This window comes from Microbacterium sp. NPDC091676 (assembly GCF_044756645.1).
Lineage (GTDB): Bacteria > Actinomycetota > Actinomycetes > Actinomycetales > Microbacteriaceae > Microbacterium > Microbacterium paraoxydans_D.
The window spans coordinates 1,171,801-1,194,239 of the sequence record NZ_JBIVTI010000001.1 but is presented as its reverse complement, the minus strand read 5'-3'; the positions used below and the strand labels follow the sequence as shown (position 1 = coordinate 1,194,239).

Annotated in this window: 23 protein-coding genes and 1 tRNA gene; 18 read left to right on the top strand and 6 right to left on the bottom strand. The window is 72.9% G+C overall.

The genetic code is table 11. The features are described 5' to 3' along the window. The 3 genes from ACIQID_RS05955 (at window position 1) to ACIQID_RS05945 (ending at window position 2,844) form a co-directional block, all read left to right on the top strand. Entirely contained in the window at window positions 1-663 is a 663-nt protein-coding gene (locus tag ACIQID_RS05955; RefSeq protein ID WP_400282860.1) for a MazG family protein, read from the top strand. A 67-nt stretch (window positions 664-730) separates the two neighbouring features. Further along, on the top strand, window positions 731-1,981 hold the full coding sequence (gene hisS, locus ACIQID_RS05950; protein WP_400285680.1) for a histidine--tRNA ligase: 1,251 nt from the start codon (window positions 731-733) through the stop codon (window positions 1,979-1,981). A 68-nt stretch (window positions 1,982-2,049) separates the two neighbouring features. Further along, window positions 2,050-2,844 (top strand): SGNH/GDSL hydrolase family protein, encoded by a 795-nt coding sequence (locus ACIQID_RS05945; RefSeq protein WP_396654653.1) that lies wholly within the window; start codon window positions 2,050-2,052, stop codon window positions 2,842-2,844. On the opposite strand, the gene ACIQID_RS05940 is transcribed toward ACIQID_RS05945, so the two are convergent. Next, window positions 2,813-3,340 (bottom strand): VOC family protein, encoded by a 528-nt coding sequence (locus tag ACIQID_RS05940; RefSeq protein WP_312673303.1) that lies wholly within the window; start codon window positions 3,338-3,340, stop codon window positions 2,813-2,815. The genes ACIQID_RS05945 and ACIQID_RS05940 overlap by 32 nt on opposite strands. A 94-nt stretch (window positions 3,341-3,434) precedes the next feature. On the opposite strand from ACIQID_RS05940, the gene ACIQID_RS05935 reads away from it, so the two are divergent. Then, a complete protein-coding gene (locus ACIQID_RS05935) occupies window positions 3,435-4,214 on the top strand; it encodes a helix-turn-helix domain-containing protein (RefSeq protein WP_312673302.1) in 780 nt (259 codons plus the stop codon). A 6-nt stretch (window positions 4,215-4,220) separates the two neighbouring features. On the opposite strand, the gene ACIQID_RS05930 is transcribed toward ACIQID_RS05935, so the two are convergent. After that, complete coding sequence (locus tag ACIQID_RS05930) at window positions 4,221-5,459, bottom strand: APC family permease (RefSeq protein WP_400282856.1); 1,239 nt, start codon at window positions 5,457-5,459, stop codon at window positions 4,221-4,223. Window positions 5,460-5,500: 41 nt separating this feature from the next. Next, on the bottom strand, window positions 5,501-5,971 hold the full coding sequence (locus tag ACIQID_RS05925) for a PaaI family thioesterase (RefSeq protein ID WP_105949465.1): 471 nt from the start codon (window positions 5,969-5,971) through the stop codon (window positions 5,501-5,503). Window positions 5,972-6,070: 99 nt separating this feature from the next. On the opposite strand from ACIQID_RS05925, the gene ACIQID_RS05920 reads away from it, so the two are divergent. The 11 genes from ACIQID_RS05920 to ACIQID_RS05870 all read left to right on the top strand — a co-directional run bounded on the left by ACIQID_RS05920 (window position 6,071) and on the right by ACIQID_RS05870 (window position 16,903). Next, on the top strand, window positions 6,071-6,478 hold the full coding sequence (locus ACIQID_RS05920) for a GntR family transcriptional regulator (protein WP_136051632.1): 408 nt from the start codon (window positions 6,071-6,073) through the stop codon (window positions 6,476-6,478). Beyond that, window positions 6,465-7,520, top strand: coding sequence for a DUF1648 domain-containing protein (locus tag ACIQID_RS05915; RefSeq protein ID WP_400282852.1), 1,056 nt, complete (start codon window positions 6,465-6,467; stop codon window positions 7,518-7,520). The genes ACIQID_RS05920 and ACIQID_RS05915 overlap by 14 nt, the downstream gene beginning before the upstream one ends. Further along, window positions 7,517-8,479, top strand: coding sequence for a lysostaphin resistance A-like protein (locus ACIQID_RS05910; protein WP_400282849.1), 963 nt, complete (start codon window positions 7,517-7,519; stop codon window positions 8,477-8,479). Before ACIQID_RS05915 ends, ACIQID_RS05910 begins: the two co-directional genes overlap by 4 nt. A gap of 4 nt (window positions 8,480-8,483) precedes the next feature. Beyond that, complete coding sequence (locus tag ACIQID_RS05905; RefSeq protein WP_312673297.1) at window positions 8,484-9,143, top strand: O-methyltransferase; 660 nt, start codon at window positions 8,484-8,486, stop codon at window positions 9,141-9,143. 87 nt (window positions 9,144-9,230) lie between these two features. After that, window positions 9,231-10,511: a phosphopyruvate hydratase gene (gene eno / locus ACIQID_RS05900; RefSeq protein ID WP_400282845.1), complete on the top strand. Its 1,281-nt coding sequence runs from the start codon at window positions 9,231-9,233 to the stop codon at window positions 10,509-10,511. Window positions 10,512-10,588: 77 nt separating this feature from the next. Further along, a complete protein-coding gene (locus ACIQID_RS05895; RefSeq protein ID WP_312673295.1) occupies window positions 10,589-11,122 on the top strand; it encodes a septum formation initiator family protein in 534 nt (177 codons plus the stop codon). 46 nt (window positions 11,123-11,168) lie between these two features. Continuing rightward, the gene (locus tag ACIQID_RS05890) at window positions 11,169-11,711 is read left to right on the top strand and encodes a DUF501 domain-containing protein (protein WP_312673294.1); all 543 of its coding nucleotides are present in this window, start codon (window positions 11,169-11,171) and stop codon (window positions 11,709-11,711) included. Continuing rightward, complete coding sequence (locus tag ACIQID_RS05885) at window positions 11,708-13,027, top strand: S8 family serine peptidase (protein ID WP_312673293.1); 1,320 nt, start codon at window positions 11,708-11,710, stop codon at window positions 13,025-13,027. Before ACIQID_RS05890 ends, ACIQID_RS05885 begins: the two co-directional genes overlap by 4 nt. Before the next feature lie 25 nt (window positions 13,028-13,052). Beyond that, complete coding sequence (locus ACIQID_RS05880) at window positions 13,053-14,594, top strand: NAD(P)/FAD-dependent oxidoreductase (protein WP_400282840.1); 1,542 nt, start codon at window positions 13,053-13,055, stop codon at window positions 14,592-14,594. Between the two features lie 168 nt (window positions 14,595-14,762). After that, window positions 14,763-15,833, top strand: a complete 1,071-nt coding sequence (locus tag ACIQID_RS05875; protein WP_400282837.1) for a hypothetical protein — start codon at window positions 14,763-14,765, stop codon at window positions 15,831-15,833. A 197-nt stretch (window positions 15,834-16,030) separates the two neighbouring features. Beyond that, on the top strand, window positions 16,031-16,903 hold the full coding sequence (locus ACIQID_RS05870) for a cation-transporting ATPase (RefSeq protein ID WP_400282834.1): 873 nt from the start codon (window positions 16,031-16,033) through the stop codon (window positions 16,901-16,903). Window positions 16,904-16,907: 4 nt separating this feature from the next. Here the strand turns inward: ACIQID_RS05870 and ACIQID_RS05865 are convergent. Continuing rightward, window positions 16,908-16,980, bottom strand: a tRNA-Leu gene (locus tag ACIQID_RS05865). 65 nt (window positions 16,981-17,045) lie between these two features. Between ACIQID_RS05865 and ACIQID_RS05860 the strand changes: the two genes are divergently transcribed. From ACIQID_RS05860 to ACIQID_RS05850, 3 genes are all read left to right on the top strand, one after another. After that, window positions 17,046-18,290 carry an amino acid deaminase/aldolase gene (locus tag ACIQID_RS05860; RefSeq protein WP_400282831.1) on the top strand — a complete coding sequence of 415 codons (1,245 nt, stop codon included), beginning with the start codon at window positions 17,046-17,048 and terminating at the stop codon, window positions 18,288-18,290. Next, window positions 18,287-19,600, top strand: a complete 1,314-nt coding sequence (locus ACIQID_RS05855; RefSeq protein WP_400282828.1) for a D-arabinono-1,4-lactone oxidase — start codon at window positions 18,287-18,289, stop codon at window positions 19,598-19,600. Before ACIQID_RS05860 ends, ACIQID_RS05855 begins: the two co-directional genes overlap by 4 nt. Before the next feature lie 86 nt (window positions 19,601-19,686). Beyond that, window positions 19,687-20,253, top strand: a complete 567-nt coding sequence (locus ACIQID_RS05850; protein WP_136051621.1) for a LemA family protein — start codon at window positions 19,687-19,689, stop codon at window positions 20,251-20,253. Between the two features lie 9 nt (window positions 20,254-20,262). On the opposite strand, the gene ACIQID_RS05845 is transcribed toward ACIQID_RS05850, so the two are convergent. Together ACIQID_RS05845 and ACIQID_RS05840 are read right to left on the bottom strand one after the other, a co-directional pair. Continuing rightward, a complete protein-coding gene (locus ACIQID_RS05845; protein WP_400282825.1) occupies window positions 20,263-21,162 on the bottom strand; it encodes a hypothetical protein in 900 nt (299 codons plus the stop codon). Continuing rightward, a complete protein-coding gene (locus ACIQID_RS05840; RefSeq protein WP_400282822.1) occupies window positions 21,159-22,418 on the bottom strand; it encodes a winged helix-turn-helix domain-containing protein in 1,260 nt (419 codons plus the stop codon). Before ACIQID_RS05840 ends, ACIQID_RS05845 begins: the two co-directional genes overlap by 4 nt. Window positions 22,419-22,439 lie beyond the last annotated feature (21 nt).

The window sequence follows — 22,439 nt, the reverse complement described above, 5'->3', positions numbered from 1 at the left end:
ATGAGCAGCGAGCACCAGCGCCCCGAGGGCGTCGACGATCCGCTGCGCGCGGCCGCCGAGACGATGCGCGCGGTGCGGGAACGGTGCGTGTGGTCGCAGCGCATCACCCACCGCGACCTCGTGCCGTACCTCATCGAGGAGTCGCACGAGGTGATCGACGCCGTCGAGGACGGCTCACGCGCCGACCTCCGCGAAGAGCTGGGCGATCTGCTGTGGCAGGTGCTGTTCCATGCCGCCATCGCGGCGCAGGATCCGGACGACCCGTTCGACATCGACGACGTCGCCCGCACGCTCACCGAGAAGATGGTGCGGCGGCACCCGCACGTGTTCGGCGACGAGGTCGCGGAGACGCCGGAGGAGGTGCTCGTGCACTGGAACGCCGCCAAAGCGGCGGAGAAGCGCACCCGCCGCAGCGTGCTCGACGGGATCCCGCGCGCGATGCCCGCCCTCGCGCGGGCCCAGAAGATGTCGGGTCGTGCCGCCGGTGCCGGCGTGGTGCCCGCGCCGTCGTCCGCCCTGCGCCCGTCCTCGGAGGAGGAACTCGGCGATGCCCTCCTCGCCCTCGTTGACACCGCTCGGGCCGAGGGCTGGGACGCGGAGCGCGCGCTCCGGGAGCGGCTGACGCGGCTGGAGGACGAGGTCAGGGCCGCCGAGGCCGGCTGATCCGACACGGGCACCGCCGTCGACCTGGGAAGATGGACGGGTGGCTACCGTGAACGCGCCGCGCGGCATGCGCGACTTCCTCCCCGCCGACAAGGCCCGCCGTGAGCGGGTGCTCTCCGTCATCCGCGACCGCTATCGCGCGCACGGATTCGACGAGATCGAGACCCCCGTGGTCGAGGAGTACGACCGGCTGCATGCCGGCATCGGCGGCGACAACGAGAAGCTGTCGTTCAACATCCTGCGCCGCGGCCTGGATGCGGAGGCCGTCCGCGCCGCCGCCGACGACCCCGCGGAGCTCTCCGACCTCGGCCTGCGCTACGACCTGACGGTGCCGCTCGCCCGCTTCTACGCGAGCAACAGGGGACAGCTCCCCGGTGTCTTCCGGTCCATCCAGATCGGTCCCGTCTGGCGGGCCGAGCGTCCGCAGAAGGGGCGCTACCGCCAGTTCGTCCAGTGCGACATCGACATCATCGGCGACGCGTCCGCGCGCGCCGAGGCGGAACTGCTGGTCGCCTCGCTCGACGCCGTCGACGCGTTGGGCCTCGAGGGCGCGAGCGTGCGGATCAACGACCGCCGTGTCCTGGAGTGGATGCTGGGGCACTTCGGGTTCACCGAGGACGAGCGCCCGCAGGTGCTCATCACGATCGACAAGCTCGACAAGATCGGACCCGAGGGTGTGGCCGCCGAGCTCCGCGAGCGCGGGGCCACGGCGACCGCGGTCGATGCGTTCCAGGCCTTCCTCGGTCGCCCGCAGACGCTCGAGTACCACCCGTTCGGCGACCGCCAGATCCGCAAGGCGCTCCCGGACGACGCGCCCGACGAGCTCGTCGCCCACCTCGTCGGCATCGGCGAGGCCGTCGCGGCGGGTCGCGGGCAGGACGACATCCCGCTCGTGTTCGACCCGTTCCTCGTGCGCGGCATGGGCTACTACACCGGGACGATCTTCGAGCTCGCGCACCCGTCGGTGACGTATTCGCTCGGTGGCGGAGGACGGTACGACGGCATGATCGGCCGGTTCCTCCAGCAGGACGTGCCGGCGGTGGGCTTCTCCCTCGGGTTCGAGCGCCTGGTCGACCTCGTGTCGACGGACCCGGCCACCGCGGCGCAGGCGATCGTGCTCGTCCACGACGCGGCCGTCCCCGTGGCGGAGCTCGTGGCGCACAAGACGGCCCTCGTCGCGAAGGGCGCGCGGGTCCGCCTCGAACAGCGCACGAAGAACCTCAAGGCCCTGCTGGAGCGCTCCGCCGCGGACGGCTACACCCACTTCGCGAGCGTGCGGCCCGGAGAGGACGAGCTCGAGGTCAAGACGCTGGCCTGAACGCCCCGTCGGGACGGGGCGTTCACCGATCGTTCACGGCGGTCGGCTGGAATCGCGCCGTGCGTCGTCTGCCCCTGCTGACCCTGGTCGCGCTCGCGGCCGCGCTCGTCGTGGGCGCCCGCGCGGTCCTCGACCGGCAGGCCGCCGTCGCGCGCCGGCGCATCGGGAAGCCGCTGGGGGAGCAGTCGCTCGACGCCGACCGTGTCTGGCGCCCGGGGCTCGAGGGCGAGCCGCTCGGCCTCCTGCTGCTGGGCGACTCCCTCGCTGCGGGCCTGGGAGCGGCACGGCGGAAGGAGACCCTCGGGGCGCGGCTCGCGAAGGCGACGGCACGCCGACTCGGGCGTCCGGTGCGGCTGCGCACCGCCGCGGTCGTGGGCGCGGAGTCGCGGGATCTCGCCGCGCAGCTCTCCCGCCTCCCCGCGGACTATCGCCCCGATGTCGCCGTGATCGTGGTCGGCGGCAACGACGTCACCCACCGCCTCCCGGCAGTGGAGTCGGCCCGCCACCTGCGCGGGGCGATCAGTCGCCTGCAGACTCGCGGCGCCCGCGTCGTCGTCGGCACCTGCCCCGACCTCGGTGCCCTGCGCGCGGTGCCGCAGCCGCTGCGCCGCATCGCCTCCGGTCTGTCGCGACGGCTGGCGGAGGCGCAGGCGGAGGCTGCGCACCGGGAGGGAGCGGAGCCGGTGGACCTGCGGCGGGCTGTCGGCCCGATGTTCTTCGACGAGCCGGAGGAGATGTTCAGCCTCGACCGCTTCCACCCGAGCGCCCTCGGCTACCGCCGCACCGCGGAGGCGCTGCTGCCGGCCGTCGAGCGGGCCGCCCTGGTCGCGCTCAGCTCCCGGCACTCTCCGGCGCCGCGCTGAACGAGGCCGCCCACTCCGCGACCCGTCGTGCGCTCTCCTCGTCGGAGAGGTCCTCCACGCGGGTCATGATCGACCACCGCACGCCGAACGGGTCGCGGATGCTGGCGTAGCGGTCGCCGGAGACGAACAGGGACGGCGCCTCGCGGACGGTCGCCCCCGCCGCGACGGCGCGCCCGACCACGGCGTCCACGTCGGGCACGTACAGGCCCATCGAGTAGCAGTCGTCGTCGCCGGCGGGCGCGGGCACGAGGTGGTACTCGGGGCTGGGCTCGCCGAGCTGGAGCCGTCCGAGCCCGAAGTCGAGGTCGGCATGCGCGACGACACCGCCGAACTCCGTGACGTCGACCACGCGGGCGCCGAAGACGTCCCGGTAGAACTCGACGGCGCGGGCGGCGTCGGGGATCGCGAGGAAGGGGGTGAGCGAGGTCGCGCTGTGCGGGCGGCCGTCGGTGGTGTGTGCGCCGGTCACGCCGGCCGGAGGTGTCTGTGCGGTCATGCGGCCACGGTAGACGCGGGAGGGCGCCCGGCGCTTGAAGATCCGCGACACGTCCGCGGGGCCGTGCGTCGGTGGCGCGTCCTACGCTGGGGCCATGGTCGACCGGACGCGCGGAGTGCTGTATCCCGCGCGGCTGCCCTCGTTCCATCGGCTGCCCCCGCCCGCACACGCCGCCGCGCTCGCCTCCTGGTTCTGGATCCCGGAGTGGAGCCTCCCGGACGGCGAGGTGTCGCGGCAGGAGATCGTCTCGTACCCGGCGGTGAACCTCGTCGTCGCCCCGGAGGGCGTGTCGATCGCGGGCGCCACGACCCGGGTCTCGACGAGGGAGCTGCGGGGTGCGGGCTGGGCCGTCGGCGCTCTGCTGCGCCCTGCCGCCGTCCCCGCGCTCACCGACGACGCATCGGAGCTCGTCGACGCGGAGCGGGCCTTCGACGCCCCCGATCTGCACGCGGCGGTGACGACGGCGATGCGGTCCGCAGACGGGCGACGGGAGCGCGCCGTCGCGGTCTTCGCCGCGTGGCTGTCGCAGCGGGTCGGCCCGGTGGGGGCATCGGGGCGGCAGGCGAACGCGATGCTCGACGTCCTGCTGGGGGAGGGAGCGGCGCTGACGCCCGAGGAGGCGGCGACCCGACTCGCCGTCTCGGTGCGCACGCTGCAGCGCCTCACACATCGCACCGTGGGACTCTCGCCGGGCGCGATCATCCGCCGTCGCCGGTTGCAGGAGGCGGCGCAGCGTCTCCGCGAGGAGCCGGAGACGGATCTCACGGCGCTCGCCGCCACGCTGGGGTATGCCGACCACGCGCACCTCACGCGCGACTTCGCAGCCGTCCTCGGTCTGCCGCCCCGGGACTATCGCGCCCGGGTCTCCGACTGAGCGCGATCAGCCCGGCCGATGCTGCTGCCGCCGCACCCGCAGCGCCCGCCCCGCGACCCCGAGCAGGACGACGCCCATGCCGACCAGCGAGGCGAGTGCGGGAAGGGTGCTCACGAGCACGAGACAGCCGAGGGCGCCGCCCACCTGCAGTGCCCGGGGGTATCGTCGGGCCGCGCCGTGCTGGCGGAAGGCGGCGGCGTTCGCGATGAGGTAGTACAGCAGCACCCCGAAGGAGGAGAACCCGATCACCTCTCGGAGATCCCCGACGAGCACGAGTGCGATCACGATGACCGCGAGGATGATCTCGGCGCGGCGCGGCACCTGATGGCGCTCGTCGATGCGGGCGAGGAACCGCGGGAGATCGCCCTCCCGCGCCATGGCGAGGGTTGTGCGCCCGATGCCGGTGAGCAGGGCGAGCAGAGCGCCGAGGGACGCGGCGGCCGCGGCGATGCGCACGACGGGGGCGAATGCGGACCAGCCGGCGGCGGTGAGGACGTCGGACAGGGGTGCGGCCGCTCCGCTGACGGCGCCGCCGAGCACGAGGAGCACGACGACGCCCACGAGCGCGTACACGACGACGGCACCGCCGAGGGCGAGCACGATGGCGCGGGGGATCGTCCGCGCGGGGTCCACCACCTCCTCGCCCATCGTCGCGATCCGGGCATAGCCGGCGAAGGCGAAGAACAGCAGTCCGGCGCCCTGGAGCACGCCGTACACGGTCGTGTCGGGGAGCGGTGCGGGCGAGGCGGTCGGCGCGGCGCCGAGGCCGACCGCGACCACGACCGAGAGTCCGAGCAGCGCGCAGGCCACGAGGATGCGGGTCGCGAGCGCCGTCCGCGTCACGCCCAGGCAGTTCACGATCGCGAGGGCGGCGACGGCGATCACGGCGACCGGGGTCTGCCACCCCGCGGGAGCGGCGTAGGCGGCGAAGGTCATGGCCATGGCGGCGCAGCTCGCGATCTTGCCGATCACGAAGCTCCAGCCGGCGACGAAGCCCCACCACGGTCCGATCTCCGCTCGCGCATACGCGTACGTGCCACCGGCGACGGGGTGGACGGCCGCGAGCTGTGCGGAGGCGGTGGCGTTGGCGTAGGCGACCGCGGCGGCGATTCCGAGCGCGACGAGCGTCGCGTGCCCGGCGACGTCGACGGCCGGGCCCCAGACCGCGAACACGCCGGCACCGATCATCGATCCGAGGCCGATCGCGACGGCGTCCGGCAGTGTCAGGCGGCGGGCGAGGGGCATCCGGTCATCGTCGCACGCCGGGGTGAACGACGGGTGACGTGTCAGCCGCGGGACGCGGTGACGCGCTTCTTCTCGCGGATGTAGACCTCGCGGCGCACCTTCGCCACGACGTCCCCGTCGCGATCGGTGATGACGGTCTCGAACCACTCGAGCACCTTCGCGCCGCCGTGGGCGCGCTGCCGGAGCTCCTCCGCCTTCTCCCGCGTCACCTCGAACTCCGCGGTCAGCACCCCACGCCCCGGCTTGAGGAACTCGATCTCGCCACGGGTGTCCCAGACGACGTAGTCCCGCCCGAGCTGGTGCATGACGAGCATGAAGAAGTACGGGTCGGTCATCGCCGACATCGATCCCCCGAACGCCGTCTTGACGTAGTTGCGGGTGAGGAGGTTCACGTGCAGCTCCACGGTCGCGTGGGTCCAGTCGTCGCTGAACCGGCGGACGCGGATGCCGCTGCACAGGTTGGGGATCCAGAGGCTCATGCCGAGGGCGAGGCGGCGGGGCGTGATGCGCATGAGGTCAGTGTGGAGGATGCGCCGAGTCCCCGCGAAGACGTCTGGAGGGTTGGCACAGTTGTTCTAGTTCACCTAGAATAACTAGGGAAGGGAGGCGTCATGCTCATCCGCGTCGATGTCGACAGCCCGCACGCGCTCTACGACCAGGTCGCCGCCTCGGTGCGCGCCGACATCCTCTCCGGAGCCCTCGCGCCCGGCGACCGTCTGCCGGCCGCCCGCGACGTGGCCGCTGCGCTCGACATCAATCAGCACACCGTCCTGCACGCCTACCAGCGCCTCCGCGACGAGGGCCTGGTCGACCTCCGGCGGGGGAGGGGCGCGGTGATCGCCGCCTCCGCCGCGCCCCTCGCCGAGCTCTCGCACGAGATCGACGGGCTGATCCGGCGAGCGGCGGCCCTGGGCGTCTCCGCCGAGACCCTCGCCGGGATCGTCCGCACGCACCGCGCGGAACCCGAACCGTCCACCCCCGCCGCGACTCCCCAGGAGGCCTCCCATGACGACGCCTGACCCCACCCGCACCCCTCCGGCCACCCTGCGCCGCGCGCGACGGGCCTTCGTCCTCGTGGCGCTCGTCCTCCCGGGGCTCATCGTCGCCATCTCCGCTCTCGTGCTCACGGCCTGGCTCCCGTCGTTCCCTTCCGACGTCGCGATCCACTGGGGCGTCGACGGGGCGGACGGGTTCGGCCCGGCCGCCACGTACCTCTGGGTGCTCCTCGGCGTCGGTCTCGGCATCCCGGTGCTCCTGACCGTCACGACGCTGGTCGCCGTCGGGGCGCACTGGGGCGCGACCGCCCGTCTCCTCGGAGCGACCGCGGCCGGCATGTCGGCGTTCGCGGGCGTGATCTGCCTGGGTTCCCTCGCGATCCAGCGCGACCTCCCGCCCTCCGGTGAGGTCCCGGGCATCGCGGGGGTGATGGCACTGGCCTTCGCGGCTCTCCTCGGTGTGGGCGCGATGGCGTGGTTCGTGCAGCCGCGCGTGCAGTCGGTGCCCGGTGCCGCCCTCGAGCCGCGCCACGACGTGCGGGTCGGGCATGGCGAGCGGGTCGTCTGGGTGGGCACCACGACCATGCCCACCGGCGCCCTCGTCTTCCTCCTGCTCGTGCTGCTCGGGCTCGTGGCGCTCGCCGTGACGATGCTCGTCACGGGCACCCCGCTGGCCTGGGTCTCGGGGCTGGTCGCCCTCGTCGTCGGGTTCGCGCTGGCGGCGACCGCCTCGTTCCGGGTGCGCGTCACGCCGGACGGCATCGACGCCCGTGCCGCGATCGGGTGGCCTCGGAAGACCATCCCGGTGGCGGAGATCGAGTCGGCCAGGGCCGTGCGCATCTCGCCCTTCGGGGAGTTCGGCGGCTGGGGGTGGCGTCTCGCTCCGGACGGCCGCAGCGGGATCGTGATGCGGCAGGGTCCGGCGATCGAGGTGCATCGCCGCGATCACGGACCGTTCGTCATCACGATCGACGGGGCGGAGGAGGCGGCAGCGCTCCTGCAGGCCTACGTGGACCGATCCGCGGGGTCGGCCGCCGCCGGGGGGACCGGGCGGGTGGCGCCATGACCGTCATGACGACGCCGACGCGGGTCCCCTGGCGTGCCGTCCTCATCTTCGCCCTCACTGCGTGCGGGCTCGCGGCCCTCGTCTGCCTGCCCCTGTGGCTCGGCGACGGCCTCGCCGAACCCTCCGCGGGAGCGCTCCTCCCGGTGATGATGTTCACGCCCGCGGCAGCGGTGCTCGTCGTCATGCTCACCACGGGCGTACCGGAGAAGGGCAGCCGGGCGCGCTTCCTCGGGCTGTGGCCGCTACGGCCCGCGAAGCGCGTCGTCGGGCTGCTGGTCGCGGCCTGGCTCGTGCCGCCGGTCCTCGTCGCCCTCGGCGTCCTCCTCGCGGCCGCTTTCGGATGGGTGCGGCTCGACCTCACCTTCTCGGCCTTCGCGGATCAGCTCGCCCAGGCGCTTCCCCCGGGGACACCCGTGTCGCCGGTCGGCGTGGTCGTGTTCGCACAGCTCGCCGCGATCCCGGTCGGGGCGCTGGTGAACAGCGTGCTCGCCTTCGGCGAGGAGCTCGGCTGGCGCGGCTGGCTGCTCCCGGCGCTGCGCCCGCTCGGCACCTGGCCGGCGCTCCTGCTCAGCGGGGCGATCTGGGGACTGTGGCACAGCCCCGTCATCCTCCTCGGCTACAACTTCGGCCGGACGGATGTCACCGGCGTGCTGTTCATGATCGGCGGCTGCGTGGCGTGGGGGGTGCTGTTCGGCTGGCTGCGGCTGCGCTCCGGCTCGCTCTGGCCGGCGGTCGTCGCGCACGGGGCCCTCAACGCCGCCGCGGGCCTGGTCCTGATCGTCGCCGCCGTGCAGCCCGACCTCGCCCTCGCCGGACCGCTCGGCTTCGCCGGCTGGATCGTCGCCGCCGTCGTGGCCCTCGTCCTCGCACTCACCGGGCAGTTCCGCCGGCAGCCGGAGCTCGCCGCGCCGCGCACCCCGCCGACGCTTGACGCCCGGCCGGAGCCGGGGGTTGGCTGAGCACATGGAATCCACTCCCGCCGCCTGGGCCCGCGCCGACACCTTCCTCGCCGACATGCTCGTGGGCACGGATCCGGCTCTGGAGCACGCGCTCGACGCGCAGCGGGCGGCGGGGCTGCCCGAGATCGAGGTCGCCCCGGTCGCGGGGAAGCTGCTGAACCTCCTCGTGCGGATGAGCGGCGCGCGCCGCGTGCTGGAGATCGGCACCCTCGGCGGTTACTCGACGATCTGGATGGCCCGCGCCGTCGGTCCCGCCGGGCAGGTGGTGACGATCGAGGCGGAGGCCGACAACGCCGCCGTCGCCCGTCTGAGCATCGATGCCGCCGGGGTGGGGGACCGGGTCGACATCCGCGTCGGCCGCGGAGCCGATGTGCTCCCGACGCTCGTCGGCGGCTTCGACCTCGTCTTCATCGACGCCGACAAGGAGTCCAACACGGTGTACCTGGACTGGGCCGCGAAGCTCGGTCACCCCGGCACCGTGGTCGTGCTCGACAACATCGGCCGCGACGGCGAGATCGTCCGCGACGACTCGGGCGACTCCAAGGTCGACGGCACGCGCGCGGGACTGCGGATGCTGGGGGAGGACCCGCGCTTCGACGCCACGGCCTTGCAGACCGTCGGGGTCAAGGGGTGGGACGGCGTCGCGCTCGCCCTCGTCGTCTGACTCCGGCGCCCCGCGCCGCCGGGGATAGACTGGGCGCGGATCGACGACGCTCCACACACCCTTCCATCCTGAACAAGGAGCACATCAGTGGCACTGATCGAGGCTGTAGGCGCACGCGAGATTCTCGACTCGCGCGGAAACCCGACCGTCGAGGTGGAGGTGCTCCTCGACGACGGCATCGTGCAGCGCGCCGCCGTCCCCTCCGGTGCCTCGACCGGCGCCTTCGAGGCGTACGAGCTGCGGGACGGCGACAAGAACCGCTACGGCGGCAAGGGCGTGCTCAAGGCCGTCGAGGCCGTCCTCGACGAGCTCGGCCCGGCCATCGAGGGCGTGGAGGCGAGCGAGCAGCGCATCGTCGACGAGATCCTCATCGAGGTCGACGGCACCGACAACAAGAAGCGCGTCGGCGCCAACGCCATCCTCGGTGTGAGCCTCGCGGTCGCGAAGGCCGCCGCCGACTCCGCCGATCTCCCGCTGTTCCGCTACCTCGGCGGTCCGAACGCGCACGTGCTGCCCGTGCCGCTGTTCAACGTCATCAACGGTGGCGAGCACGCCGACAACGGCATCGACATGCAGGAGTTCTTCCTCGCGCCGATCGGCGCGGAGAGCTACTCCGAGTCGCTGCGCTGGGGCGTGGAGACGTATCACGTGCTGCGCGCCGAGCTGAAGGCCGCCGGTTACGCGACCGGCCTCGGCGACGAGGGCGGCTTCGCCCCCGACCTGCCCAGCAACCGCGAGGGCCTCGACTTCCTGGTGAAGGCGATCGAGAAGGCCGGCTTCACGCCCGGCACCGACATCGCCCTCGGCCTCGACGTCGCCGCCACCGAGTTCTTCACGGACGGCGTCTACCGTCTCGACAACAAGGACTGGGACGCCGAGGCGCTCACCGAGTACTACGTCGGACTCGTCAACGATTTCCCGATCGTCACGATCGAGGACGCGCTCGCCGAGGACGACTGGGACAACTGGAAGCACCTCACGGACGCCCTGGGCTCCAAGGTCCAGCTCGTCGGCGACGACCTGTTCGTCACCAACCCGCAGCGTCTCGCGGACGGCATCACGCGCGGCGTCGCCAACTCGCTGCTCGTGAAGGTCAACCAGATCGGCACGCTCACCGAGACGTTCGACGCCGTCAGCCTCGCGCAGCGCTCGGGCTACACCGCGATGCTCTCGCACCGTTCGGGTGAGACCGAGGACACGACGATCGCCGACCTCGTGGTCGCCACGAACGCCGGTCAGATCAAGGCGGGTGCCCCGGCGCGCAGCGAGCGCGTCGCGAAGTACAACCAGCTGCTGCGCATCGAGGAGGAGCTGGGCGACGCCGCGGTCTTCGCCGGCCGTTCCGCCTTCCCGCGCTACCAGGGCTGAGCGCCCGCGACAGCCACGACGCCGCATCCGCGGCACGACCGCGCCGCCCGGATGGCGGCTGACACGAAGGAGGAGCCGTGGCACGACGACCGGCTCCTCCTTCGCCGTCTCCCGGGGCGGCGACGACCCGCTCGACGTCCCCGTCGCGACGGACGCGGGGCGGTGACGCCACCGCACCGCGCGTGGACGTGCGCGAGTGGGCCTCGGGCATGCGGCTGTCCGCCTTCTCGGTCATCATGCTCTCCCTCGTGGTGCTGGGAGCCTGGGTGCTCGTGCCCACCCTCGGCACCTTCATCGACCAGCGGCAGAAGATCGCGGCGCTGGAGCAGTCCGTGCAGGTGAGCGAGGACGAGATCGCCGCGCTGACCGCGGAGCGCGAACGCTGGGACGACCCCGCGTACATCACGACCCAGGCCCGTGAGCGCCTGTACTACGTGAAGCCGGGCGAGGTCGTGTACCTCATCGACAACGACCTCGACCCCTCCACCCTGCCGCGGGAACAGGAGCCGGTGAGCGACACCCTCGAGGAGAAGCCGGCCGACTGGATGCCGCAGCTGCTGCGCACCCTCGTCTCCGCAGGACTGAGCGACACGGCCGTCCCCGCGGGCTGAGGACGGCTCCGAGCATCCTCCCGGACGGCTCCCCTACGCTGGAGGAGTGACCACCCCGCCGTTCCCCGCGCCCACCTCCGCCGAGCTCGCCGTCGTGTCGACCCAGCTCGGACGACCCGCCCGCGGTGTCGTCGGCATCGCGGCCCGCTGTCAGTGCGGGAACCCCACGGTGGTGGCCACCACCCCGCGCCTGCCGGACGGCACGCCGTTCCCCACGTTCTACTACCTCACGCATCCGGCGGCGACCGCCGCGATGTCGACGCTCGAGGCGACCCAGGTCATGCCCGAGCTCGCGGCTCTCCTCACGGAGGACGAGACCGTGGCCGCCGCCTATCGGTCCGCCCATGAGGCGTACCTCGCGGATCGCGCGCAGTTCGGGGAGGTGCCCGAGATCGACGGGATATCCGCCGGCGGCATGCCCACCCGCGTGAAGTGCCTGCACGCCCTCGCCGGACACGCTCTGGCGGCCGGACCCGGCGTGAACCCGATCGGCGACGCCGCTCTGGCCCGCAGCTCCTGGTCTCCCGAGGTCTGCCGCTGCGAAGAGCCCGGCGCCGCGCTCCGCGACGATCCGGCACGCTCGGCATGACGCGGCGACGGATGCTGCGCGGCGCCGTCGCCCTCGTGGCGGTGGCGGCATCCGTCCTGCTCCTCGGCTCCACGGCGACGCCGACGCCGACGCCGCCCCCGGTCGCCGACGACCCGGCCGACCCGGTGCGGGCGGCGGAGTACTGGCTGGACGGTGCCCGCATCCGCGACGCCTGGCAGACGACCCGCGGCGAGGGCGTCACCATCGCCGTCATCGACACGGGGATCGGCAAGGTGCCGCAGGTGTTCGACGAGGCGGTCGTCGGGGGGACGGACGTGTCCGGAGCCGGGACGCCGGATGGCCGCACGCCGCTCGGTGCCGTCGACGGCAATCACGGATCGTGGGTGGCGTCCCTGGCGGCGGGCCGCGGCAAAGCCGACGGCACCGGCATGATCGGGGTCGCGCCCGAGGCGGAGCTCCTCTCGATCTCCGTGGGCTTCGGCGCCGCGGCGGCGGTGCCGTTCACCGAGCAGGTGGCCACCGGCATCCGCTGGGCCGTCGACCACGGCGCCGACATCATCAACCTCTCGTTCACGACGAACACGCTCGACTGGGACCAGAGCTGGGACGACGCCTTCCTCTACGCGTTCGAGCACGATGTCGTCGTCGTCGTCGCGGCCGGCAACCGGGGGAGCGGCACGAACATCATCGGCGCGCCCGCCACGATCCCCGGCGTGCTCACGGTCGGCGGCGTCGACCAGACCGGCACGGCGAGCATCGAGGCCTCGACGCAGGGCATCACCATCGGCATCTCGGCGCCGAGCGAGGGGCTGCTGGGGGTGTCGGCCGACGGCGAGGTCGTCTCCTGGAGCGGGACCAGCGGCGCGGCTCCCATCGTGGCCGGCGTCGCGGCGCTCATCCGTTCGGCGCACCCCGACATCTCGGCGAACGACGTCATCAACCGCATCATCAAGACGGCGATGCCGGTGGCTGACGCGACGAAGCCGCGAGACCCCCTGTACGGCTTCGGCCTCGTGGACGCGGAGGCGGCGATCTCGGCGAACCTGCCGTCGGTGAGCGAGAACCCGATGGGCGATCTCGCCGAGTGGGTGCGGCTGTTCCGCCGCGCGGACAGCGAGCCCACTCCCGAACCATCCCTCGCCCCCGTGGAGGTTCCGCCGCTGCCGGACGCGGATGCCCCGACCGAACCGGGTTCACCGCTGCTTCCCAGCGCCGACTCGCTGCGCTACGGTACCCTGCCGCTCATCGCCCTCACGGTCCCTGGTATCCTGGTAGCGCTTGGCGTCACCGCAGCTGCCCGGCGCATCCGATCGGCGCGCGTTCCCGTACGCCACAATCCCGACTCCGAGGAGTAGTTCTTCTGTGCCTCAGAACAGCACTGTGCCCAAGATCCTGATCGTCGGCGGAGGGTACGCAGGTTTCTACACCGCGTGGAAGCTCGAGAAGCACCTGCGCAAGGGTGAGGCCGACGTGACCATGGTCGACCCGCTGCCGTACATGACGTACCAGCCGTTCCTCCCGGAGGTCGCCGCCGGATCGATCGAGGCCCGGCACTCCGTCGTCGCGCACCGCCGCCACCTGAAGCGGACGCACGTGCTCACCGCCAAGGTGACGAACATCAACCACGCGCAGAAGGTCGCCACCATCACGCCGCCCGTCGGCGAGCCGTACGAGTTCGCGTACGACCAGATCGTCGTCACCGCCGGCGCCGTCTCGCGCACGTTCCCGATCCCGGGCATCGCCGACAACGCGATCGGGCTCAAGACCATCGAAGAGGCCGTCGCGATCCGTGACAAGGTCATGTCGAACTTCGACAAGGCCGCGTCCCTCCCGGCCGGCCCCGAGCGCGACCGTCTGCTGACCGTCGTCGTCGTCGGCGGCGGCTTCGCCGGCATCGAGGTCTTCGCGGAGCTCCGCTCCCTCGCGTCCTCGCTGGTGAGCAAGTACCCGCAGCTGTCCTTCGAGGACACCCACTTCCACCTCATCGAGGCGATGGGCCGCATCATGCCCGAGGTCTCGCTGAAGACGAGCGAGTGGGTCCTGAAGGACCTCGCCAAGCGCGGCGCCAACGTCCACCTCGACACCCAGGTCACCGGGGCCATCGACGGCAACGTCGAGCTGTCGACCGGCGAGGTCATCCCGACCGACGTGATCGTGTGGACCGCGGGTGTCATGGCCAACCCGACCGTCGTGCGCGGCGGCGACCTGCCCGTCGAGGAGCGCGGTCGCATCCAGACCCGCGCCGACCTGCGTGTCGGCACGCCCGAGGCGTTCGTCGAGGGTGCCTGGGCCGCGGGCGACGTCTCGGCCGTCCCCGACCTCTCCGGTGGCGGCGTCGGTGGATTCTGCGTCCCGAACGCGCAGCACGCCGTCCGGCAGGCGAAGCTCCTGGCGAAGAACGTCGTCGCCGTCCTGCGCGGGGAGACCCCCAAGGAGTACTTCCACAAGAACCTCGGTGCCGTCGCCGGTCTCGGTCTGTACAACGGCGTCTTCCAGTCCGGGAAGATCGCGCTGAAGGGCTTCATCGCCTGGCTCGCGCACCGCGGCTACCACGGCCTCGCCATGCCCACGTGGGAGCGCAAGTGGCGAGTGCTCTGGGGCTGGTGGAACAACCTGTGGCTGGGCCGCGACCTCGTGAACCTGCAGACGGTGCAGAACCCGCGCTACGTGTTCGAGGAGTTCGCCGCTCGCCCGCGTCCCGCGGCACCCGCGGACGCGGCTCCCGCGTCGGCCGCCCCGGCTGCGAAGGCGCCGGCGGCTGAGAAGCCGGCTGCGGCGCCTGCGGCGGAGACGCCTGCCGACATCAAGAAGCCGGCGGCCAAGAAGCCCGCGGCCAGGAAGCCTGCAGCCAAGAAGCCCGCAGCGGAGAAGGCCCCGGCCTCCGCGGCGAAGGACTCTGCGGAGACCGCCTCCGTGAAGTGACCACGCGGTCCTGAGAAGAAGGCCCCGAGCGCGCGAGCGCCGGGGCCTTCTCGTCGTTGAGGCGACGGGTCGGCGGAGTTGGCGACGTAACATCTCACATTGTACGCTCACAGGGTGCTCGGGAGGGGCGTCCACCACGCACCCCGGACGACGCTGGGAGGAGGTCCGGTGAGCGCGCAGGGGGGAGATCCGCCGACCGTCAGTGTGTCGATCCGGATGGTCGCGGGGGAGGAGCAGCGAGCGGAGGAGCTCGCGGGACAGCTCGACGGCGCACTCATCCGTATCTGTCGGACGAGTGCCGAGACGGAGGCTGCGGCATGGCAGCCCTGGACGCGGCGGGCCACCCACCACCTGGTCCTCGACGCCGCGGTGCGCCCGCATCCCCGCCTCCTCGCCCAGGTGCACGCCGCCGTGGCCGGCCGCCCCGCGGCGGCTCTGCGGTTCTTCACACCCGGCGACGGCTACGTCTCGCACGCTTCGCGGGTGGCGGCGTTCTCCGGGCGCCCGTGGGTCGTGCCGCCGGGACCGGATGCGTCATCGGTCGCCACGGTGCTGCCCGTCCCCGAGGCGGCGCGGCTCGCGCGTTCCGTCGAGGTCGGAGACGGCACCCCGGAGGGGGTGCTCCTGCATCGGTTCGCGGCGGAGCGGGGTCTGGATCTGCTCGCGAGCACTGCCGATCTCGTGCAGATCGACCGCCCGGGGTCGTACTCTCCGGCCACCGCCTTCCTTCCCTCCGCGGTGGCTCCGGAGGAGTGGTGGCAGCGGGAACCGCTGCCGTCATCGCCGTCGATCCCGGTCGTCCATCTGCGGGATGGGGAGCCGCTGTCGTATGAGGCCGTGCCGGGCACCCCGGACGGCTGGCGCCTGCGCCCACGGCGTGACGTGCCGACGCCGCACGCCCGCCGGTTCGCGCGCCTGATGCACGAACTCCTCCTCGGCACGGAGGTCGCTCGGAGCCACCTCCGGGCGGCGGCCGTGCTCCTTGGGGTCGCGGGAGTGCTGCGGGACCAGCTCCTCCTCGCATCGACGCGCGGCCGCCCGTCCGACGCGTTCGGAACGGCGGTGGCGCGGGAGGCCGCCGCGACCCTCGCCCTCGGGACGCTGGCGGAGACGGTTCCGGCCGTGGGGCGGCCCGACGGTGCCGCGGAGCTGCGCGACGCGTTCCAGACGCTCTACGACGAGATGGCGGGGATCCTCCACGCCTCGCCTCGCGAGCCGGAGCATGGAGGCGATCCATAGGCCGCCTCGCTACCGTGTCGAGGGCAAGGGGAGTACTCCCGTCTGCAGCGACGTCGTCATGACGGGCATGTCATCGTGCCCCGGCCCGCTGGCCCGTGAGGGTGGAGGAGACCTTGGCACCCGCATCGCGGGCTGCCCGGAACCTTGCGTCGACCGACGTCGCGGAGAACGGCGGCCCGTCCCACGAACGGACCCCCATGTCGAAACTCTCCCGCCTGATCCGCCTCGCCACCGACGCCCTGGACGCGAAGGGTGCGAGCCCCGCCGCGAGGGGCGGGGAGGGCTCCCGTTCGTCGACGGACTGGAGCGGGATGATCCGTGGTGCCGTGGATGCCGTCCGCGGCCCCGGGGCCGAGGCGCCGCGCCCGAATACCCCGCCTCCCGCGTCATCGTCGGCCGCCCGCCCTGCCGCGGGGCGACCGGCGACCTCGTATGCGCCGCCGCCCGCCCCGAGTGCCGGTGGCCGGCCGGACGCCTCCGCGGCGGACCGCGCGGCCATCGCCCGGTACGACTACCTTCTGCAGACGGCGGACCCGCACCGCGTGGAGCAGATCCATCGTGAGGCCTTCGCGCGTCTCACGCCGTCGCAGCGGGAGCAGGTCGAGGCCCGCATGCGGGCCGAGCTCCCGGCGGACGAGCGACCGCGCTCGTCCTCCGCGGACGACCTGGCCCGCGCGGCGGGCCGCGCCGAGGCGATGCAGCCGGGCCGTCTGCGCGGTCTCCTCTCCCGGGTCCGGGGCGCCGGCGCGGGTGGGGCCGCGGTCGCCGCCGGCGGTGCGGCGGTCGGCCTGCTGGGCGTGGTGGCCGGCGGGGCCGTCCTGAGCACTGTCGCGGCACCGCTCCTGGAACAGGCCGCAGGGCTCGGGGTGGACTTCGACGCATGGGCCCAGGGCCTCGACATCGATGCCCTGGGCTCCGGCGTCGACGTCGACGCGCTGGCCGGTGGCGCCGACGAGATGCTCGGCTCGGCCGGGGAGGCCGTCTCTGGCCTCGGCGAGACGGCGACCGGCTGGGGAGAGCGGCTGGGCGACCTCGGCCTCCCGGGGATCGGCGACATCCTCGGCCGCTGACGGGTGCCCCCGCTGGGACTCGAACCCAGACTGCGGCGATTTTAAGTCGCCTGCCTCTGCCATTGGGCTACGGGGGCCGCGCCGCCAGCCTATCGTCGGAGGGGTCGTGACCCGGGCGGGGCTCAGGCCGTAGGGTGGGGGAGTGCTCGACCTCACCGACGAACTGAGCCCCGTCCCGGGTGGCCCCGCGGTCGCCCCCGAATGGGAGAACCCGGGCCGCTACTGGCCACGCTTGTCGGCCGCGACCGGGCATCTTCCGGCGCCCGTCGCGGTCATCGATCGGGAGGCGCTGCGCTACAACGCCATGGATCTGCTCGTCCGCGCCGGCGGGCTGCCGATCCGGGTGGCGTCCAAGTCGGTGCGGGTGCGTGCGGTCCTCGATGCCGTGCTGCGCCTCCCGGGATTCCGCGGCATCCTCGCCTTCACTCTCGAGGAGGCGCTCTGGCTCTCGGAGACGCATGACGACATCGTCCTGGGCTACCCGACGGTGGACCGGGACGGCCTCGCACGGCTCTGCGCGGACGAACGGGCCGCGCAGCGCATCACCCTCATGATCGACGATCCCGTGCACCTCGACCTCGTCGACAGCGTGGTGGCCCCCGCGGCGCGGCCCGAGCTCCGGGTGGCGATCGACGTCGACGCGTCCTGGCGATCGGCGCTGCTGGGGCACATCGGCGTCCGCCGGTCCGCCCTCTTCTCGGCGGGCGAGGTCGCGGCGTTCGCCCGGAAGGTCGTGGCGCGCCCCGGATTCCGCCTCGTGGGGCTGCAGATGTACGACGCCCAGATCGCGGGCCAGGGCGACGCCGGACCCGATGGTCCGCTCATCCGTCGCGTGCAGGCCCGCTCGCGCGACGAGCTGCGGGAGCGAAGGGCGGCGATCGTCGCCGCGGTCGGCGCGGTGACCCCGCTCGAATTCCTCAACGGCGGGGGGACCGGGTCGCTCGAGTTCAGCGGGAGCGACGAGTCGCTCACCGAGGCCAGCGCGGGCAGCGGCCTGCTCGGAGGACACCTGTTCGACGGATACCGGTCGTTCCGCCCGGCGCCGGCCGCGGCCTTCGCCTTCGACGTCGTGCGCCGTCCTGCGGCCGACATCGCCACGGTGCTGGGCGGCGGTTGGATCGCCTCCGGCCCCGCGGTCGCCTCCCGACAGCCGCGCCCGGTGTGGCCGGCGAACCTGCGCACGCTTCCGCGGGAGGCGGCAGGCGAGGTGCAGACGCCGTTGCAGGGGCCGACCGCCGCGACGCTGGGCGTCGGCGATCGCGTCTGGTTCCGTCATGCGAAGAGCGGCGAGCCGGCCGAGCGCATCGCCGCCTACCATCTCGTCTCCGGCGACGAGGTCGTCGACGAACTGCCGACGTATCGCGGCGAGGGGAAGGCCTTCCTGTGACGAGGATCGGCGGCACGTGGCAGAACTGGGGTCGCTCGGCGTCCATCCGCCCGGTCCGGGTCGAGCGTCCGCGCAGTCCCGAGGGCGTCCAGCGCGCGGTGCGGGCTGCGGTGCGTCAGGGACTGCCGATCAAAGCGGTCGGCGCCGGTCACAGCTTCACCGGGATCGCGGTCGCGCCCGGCGTGCTCCTGGAACTCGACGACCTGCAGGGGCTCGTGTCCGCAGACGTCGCGAGCGGACGCGTCACGCTCCTCGCCGGCACCCGGCTGCACCGCATCCCCGGGCTCCTCGCCCGCTATGGCCTCGCCATGGAGAACCTCGGCGACATCGACCGGCAGTCCATCGCCGGCGCGATCTCCACGGGTACGCACGGCACCGGCGCCGGATTCGGCGGTCTCACCACACAGGTGGTCGGGGTGACCCTCATCACGGCCGACGGGGAGTTCCTCCGTGTCGACGAGGCGCACAGCCCCGAGCTGCTGCCGGCTGTCGCCCTGGGGCTGGGCGCGCTCGGCATCATCGTCGAGGTGACGCTGCAGTGCGTGCCGACGTTCGTGATGCATGCGATCGACGAGCCGGTGCCCCTGGAGGAGGTGCTCGACACGCTCGACGAGCGCGTCGCCGCGGCCGACCACTTCGAGTTCTACTGGTTCCCGCACACCGACGTGGCGCTGACCAAGCGGCAGTCGCGTCTGCCGGAGTCGACGCGACGGAAGCCGCTTCCTGCGGTGGGCCGATGGGTGGATGAGACCCTGCTCGCGAACGGCGTCTACCGCGTCGTCTGCGCGGCGGGGCAGGCGGTGCCGGCGATCACGCCGCCGTTCAACCGGCTCGCCGTGCGGCTCACCGGTGACCGCGAGTACACCGACCTGTCGAACCGCGTGCTCACCCAGAGCCGGACCGTGCGGTTCCGTGAGATGGAGTACGCGGTGCCGGCCGCGGAGGTGGTACCCGCGTTCCGCGCCCTCCAGGAGCTCATCGCCCGGCGGCGCTGGCGGATCGAGTTCCCGGTGGAGGTGCGTTTCGCGGCCGCCGACGACCGCTGGCTCTCGACCGCGCACGGCCGCGCCAGCGCGTACATCGCGGTGCATCGGTACTGGAGGGCGGACCCGACCGCGTACTTCGGCGCGGTGGAGGAGATCATGCGCGCTCACGGCGGTCGCCCGCACTGGGGCAAGCTGCACACCATGACGCAGGAGACGCTGCGGGAGAGCTACCCCCGCTTCGACGACTTCGTGGCGCTGCGCGACCGCCTCGATCCGGAGCGCCGCTTCGCGAACCGCTATCTGGAGCGGGTGCTGGGACGCTGAGGGGCGGCACGGGCTCGTCGCATCCCCAGTCCACGTGCAGGCACCGCGTCTAGGATGAGAGAAACACGGGAAAGGGTGGGGCACTGATGGAATGGCTCGTGCCGGTACTGATCGTCGTCGGGGTGATCCTGCTCGTCGGTGTCTATCTCTGGGCGACGTACAACTCGCTGGTGCAGCTGAACGTCCGTGTGGACGAAGCCTGGAGCGGCATCACCGTCCAGCTCAAGCGCCGTGCCGACCTCATCCCGAATCTCATCGAGACGGTCAAGGGCTATGCCTCGCACGAGAAGGCGGTGTTCGAGAACGTCACCCGAGCCCGCGCGGAGACCCTCTCCGCCGGCAGTCCGGGTGAGGCGGGGATCGCCGAGGGGCACCTGCAGCAGGCGCTGCGCAGTCTCTTCGCCGTTGCCGAGGCCTACCCGCAGCTGCAGGCCAGCCAGAACTTCCTCCAGGTGCAGCAGGCCCTCGTCGACACCGAGGACAAGATCCAGGCGGCGCGCCGCTTCTACAACGGCGGCGTCCGCGAGCTGAACACGAAGATCAAGGTGTTCCCGAACAACCTCTTCGCCAAGGGGCTCGGCTTCACCGAGCGCGAGTTCTTCGAGGTCGCCGACAGCGGCGCCATCTCCGAGCCGCCGCGCGTGCAGTTCTGATCCTCGCCCTCACCACACGGTGAGGGCGAGTTCGTCTGCGGTGATGTCCACGCCTCCGCGCACGCTCCACGCGGTGCTGCGATAGGTGACCGTGCGCGCGGCGCCATCCTGGCCGGTTCCGGTCACGGTCGCCTCGAGGATGCCGTCGTCCGCGGTGAACCCGCCGGTGGAGAGTGTCACCGCGGGGAAGCGCTCGACGCGGAACGTGACGTCGGAGACCTCGCGGAACTCCGTGCCCCACGGGATCCGGATGCCGCAGTTCTCGGGGACCGCCGTGCCGTCGGCGGCGCAGGTCTTCAGGTAGGCCTCGAGCTGCGTCTGCGCGGCTTCCGTCGCCTCGGGCCGGAGCTCGGCGTCCACCGTCGCCGTGGCATCGTCCCCGGGCAGCACGACGGTCTCGGTCGAGCCCGTCAGCAGCGCCGAGGGCGCGGCGATCACCGGGTACACGGCAGGGAGCAGCGCGGCCTCCTCGGCCACCGGCAGGACCGCGTCGCCGACCCGCACCGCGGTCCCGATGGTCGAGGTCGCGCGGAACCCGCCAAGGCCGGACCCGTCGACGACCCAGCGACCGCTCGCCGGCGTCAGCCGGAGGTGCGCCTCGTGCTCGTCTCCGTCGAGCCGGAAGGTCACCCTCGCGGACACGCCGCGGTCTCCCTCGCGGACACCGGCGACCTCGGCGTCCTCGATGGTCGACGCCGCCCCGGCGAAGGCCGTGAGGGCGGCGTCGGACACCGTGGTCCCGGTCGCCGCGACCGCCTCCGGATCGCCCGACTCCAGCGCCCGGAGATAGTCGAGCGCCGCCTCCTCCGGGGTGGCGGGGCGCAGTGCGGCGACGCTCCACCACACCGCACCGGCCACGGCGACGGCCACGACGAGCCCGATCAGGAGCGCCCGTCGACGACGGCTCATGCGGCCCCCTCCCGGACGTGCACATGGCGATGCACCACTCCGGGTGCGGTCGAGGCGAGCGCGGCGTGGATGGCAGCGGTCGCATCGCCCCATCCGGAGACCGACACCCGCTCGAGGCCCTGCCATCGGGCGGCGCGCAGGAGCTCGGCCGCGATGGCCTCGGCGTCGCCGGGGCGGGCCTGCGGCTCCCACCACGCGGACTGCACCTGCAGGGTCGAGGTGGCGCGGTCCGCCTTGAGGTCGACCCGTGCCACGATCCGGTCGCCGACGAGCACGGGCAGCGAGTAGTAGCCGAAGCGGCGCTTCGCCGCCGGCACGTAGATCTCGATGCGGTAGTCGAGCTCGAACGCCCGCAGCGCGCGTTCCCGGAACCACACCACGGGATCGAACGGGGTCAGCAGTGCGGCGGTCTCGATCCGGCGGGGGAGCACGGCGTCGCGGTGCCGCCAGGCGGGCAGGGGCCGACCGCCGCGCTCCCAGCCGCGCACGGTCACGGGCTGCACCTCGCCGGAGGACACGAGATCGGCGATCGCGCCCGTCACCGCGGCGCGATCGCGCAGACGGTAGTAATCGGCCAGATCGGCCGCCGTGCCGACGCCGCTGGACCGCGCCGCACGTCGGACGAGCTCGCGGATGGCCTCCTCGCGCGGGATCTCCCGGGATCGGATGGCGTCGGGGATGACCTGCTCGGCGAGGGCGTACGTGCGCTCGAACCCCCGGCGTCCGCTCACCGCCACGTCGCCCGTGCGCCACAGGTGCTCGAGGGCGAGCTTGACGTCGTCCCAGTCCCACCAGGTGCCGCGTTCGCGCGGGGCGTCGGCGCGGAGATCGACCGGGCGGAGCGGTCCCCGCGCACGGAGCTCGTCCTGCACCCACTGCACCGTCCGCGCGTTGGTGCGGAGCCAGGAGTCCTCCGCGGACCAGCGCCGCCGGAAGTCGTCCATGCGGAACCGCCACAGGGGCCAGTCCTCGACGGGGATGAAGGTCGCCTCGTGGGCGAGGTACTCCACGTAGTGCGTCGTGCGAGACAGGAAGAGGCGGTCGAGGAGCGCCGGATCGTACGCACCGAGCCGGGAGAAAAGGGGGAGGTAGTGCGACCGGGCGAACACGTTGACCGAGTCGATCTGCAGAACGCCGAGCCGCTCCATCACGCGGTGCAGATGGCGACCGGAGACGGTGGCCGGGCGTGCGCGGCTGAAGCCCTGGGCGGCGAGGGCGATCCGTCGCGCCTGGGCGGGACTGAGGGTGTCGGTCACGCCGCCAGCGTATCCCCGCTC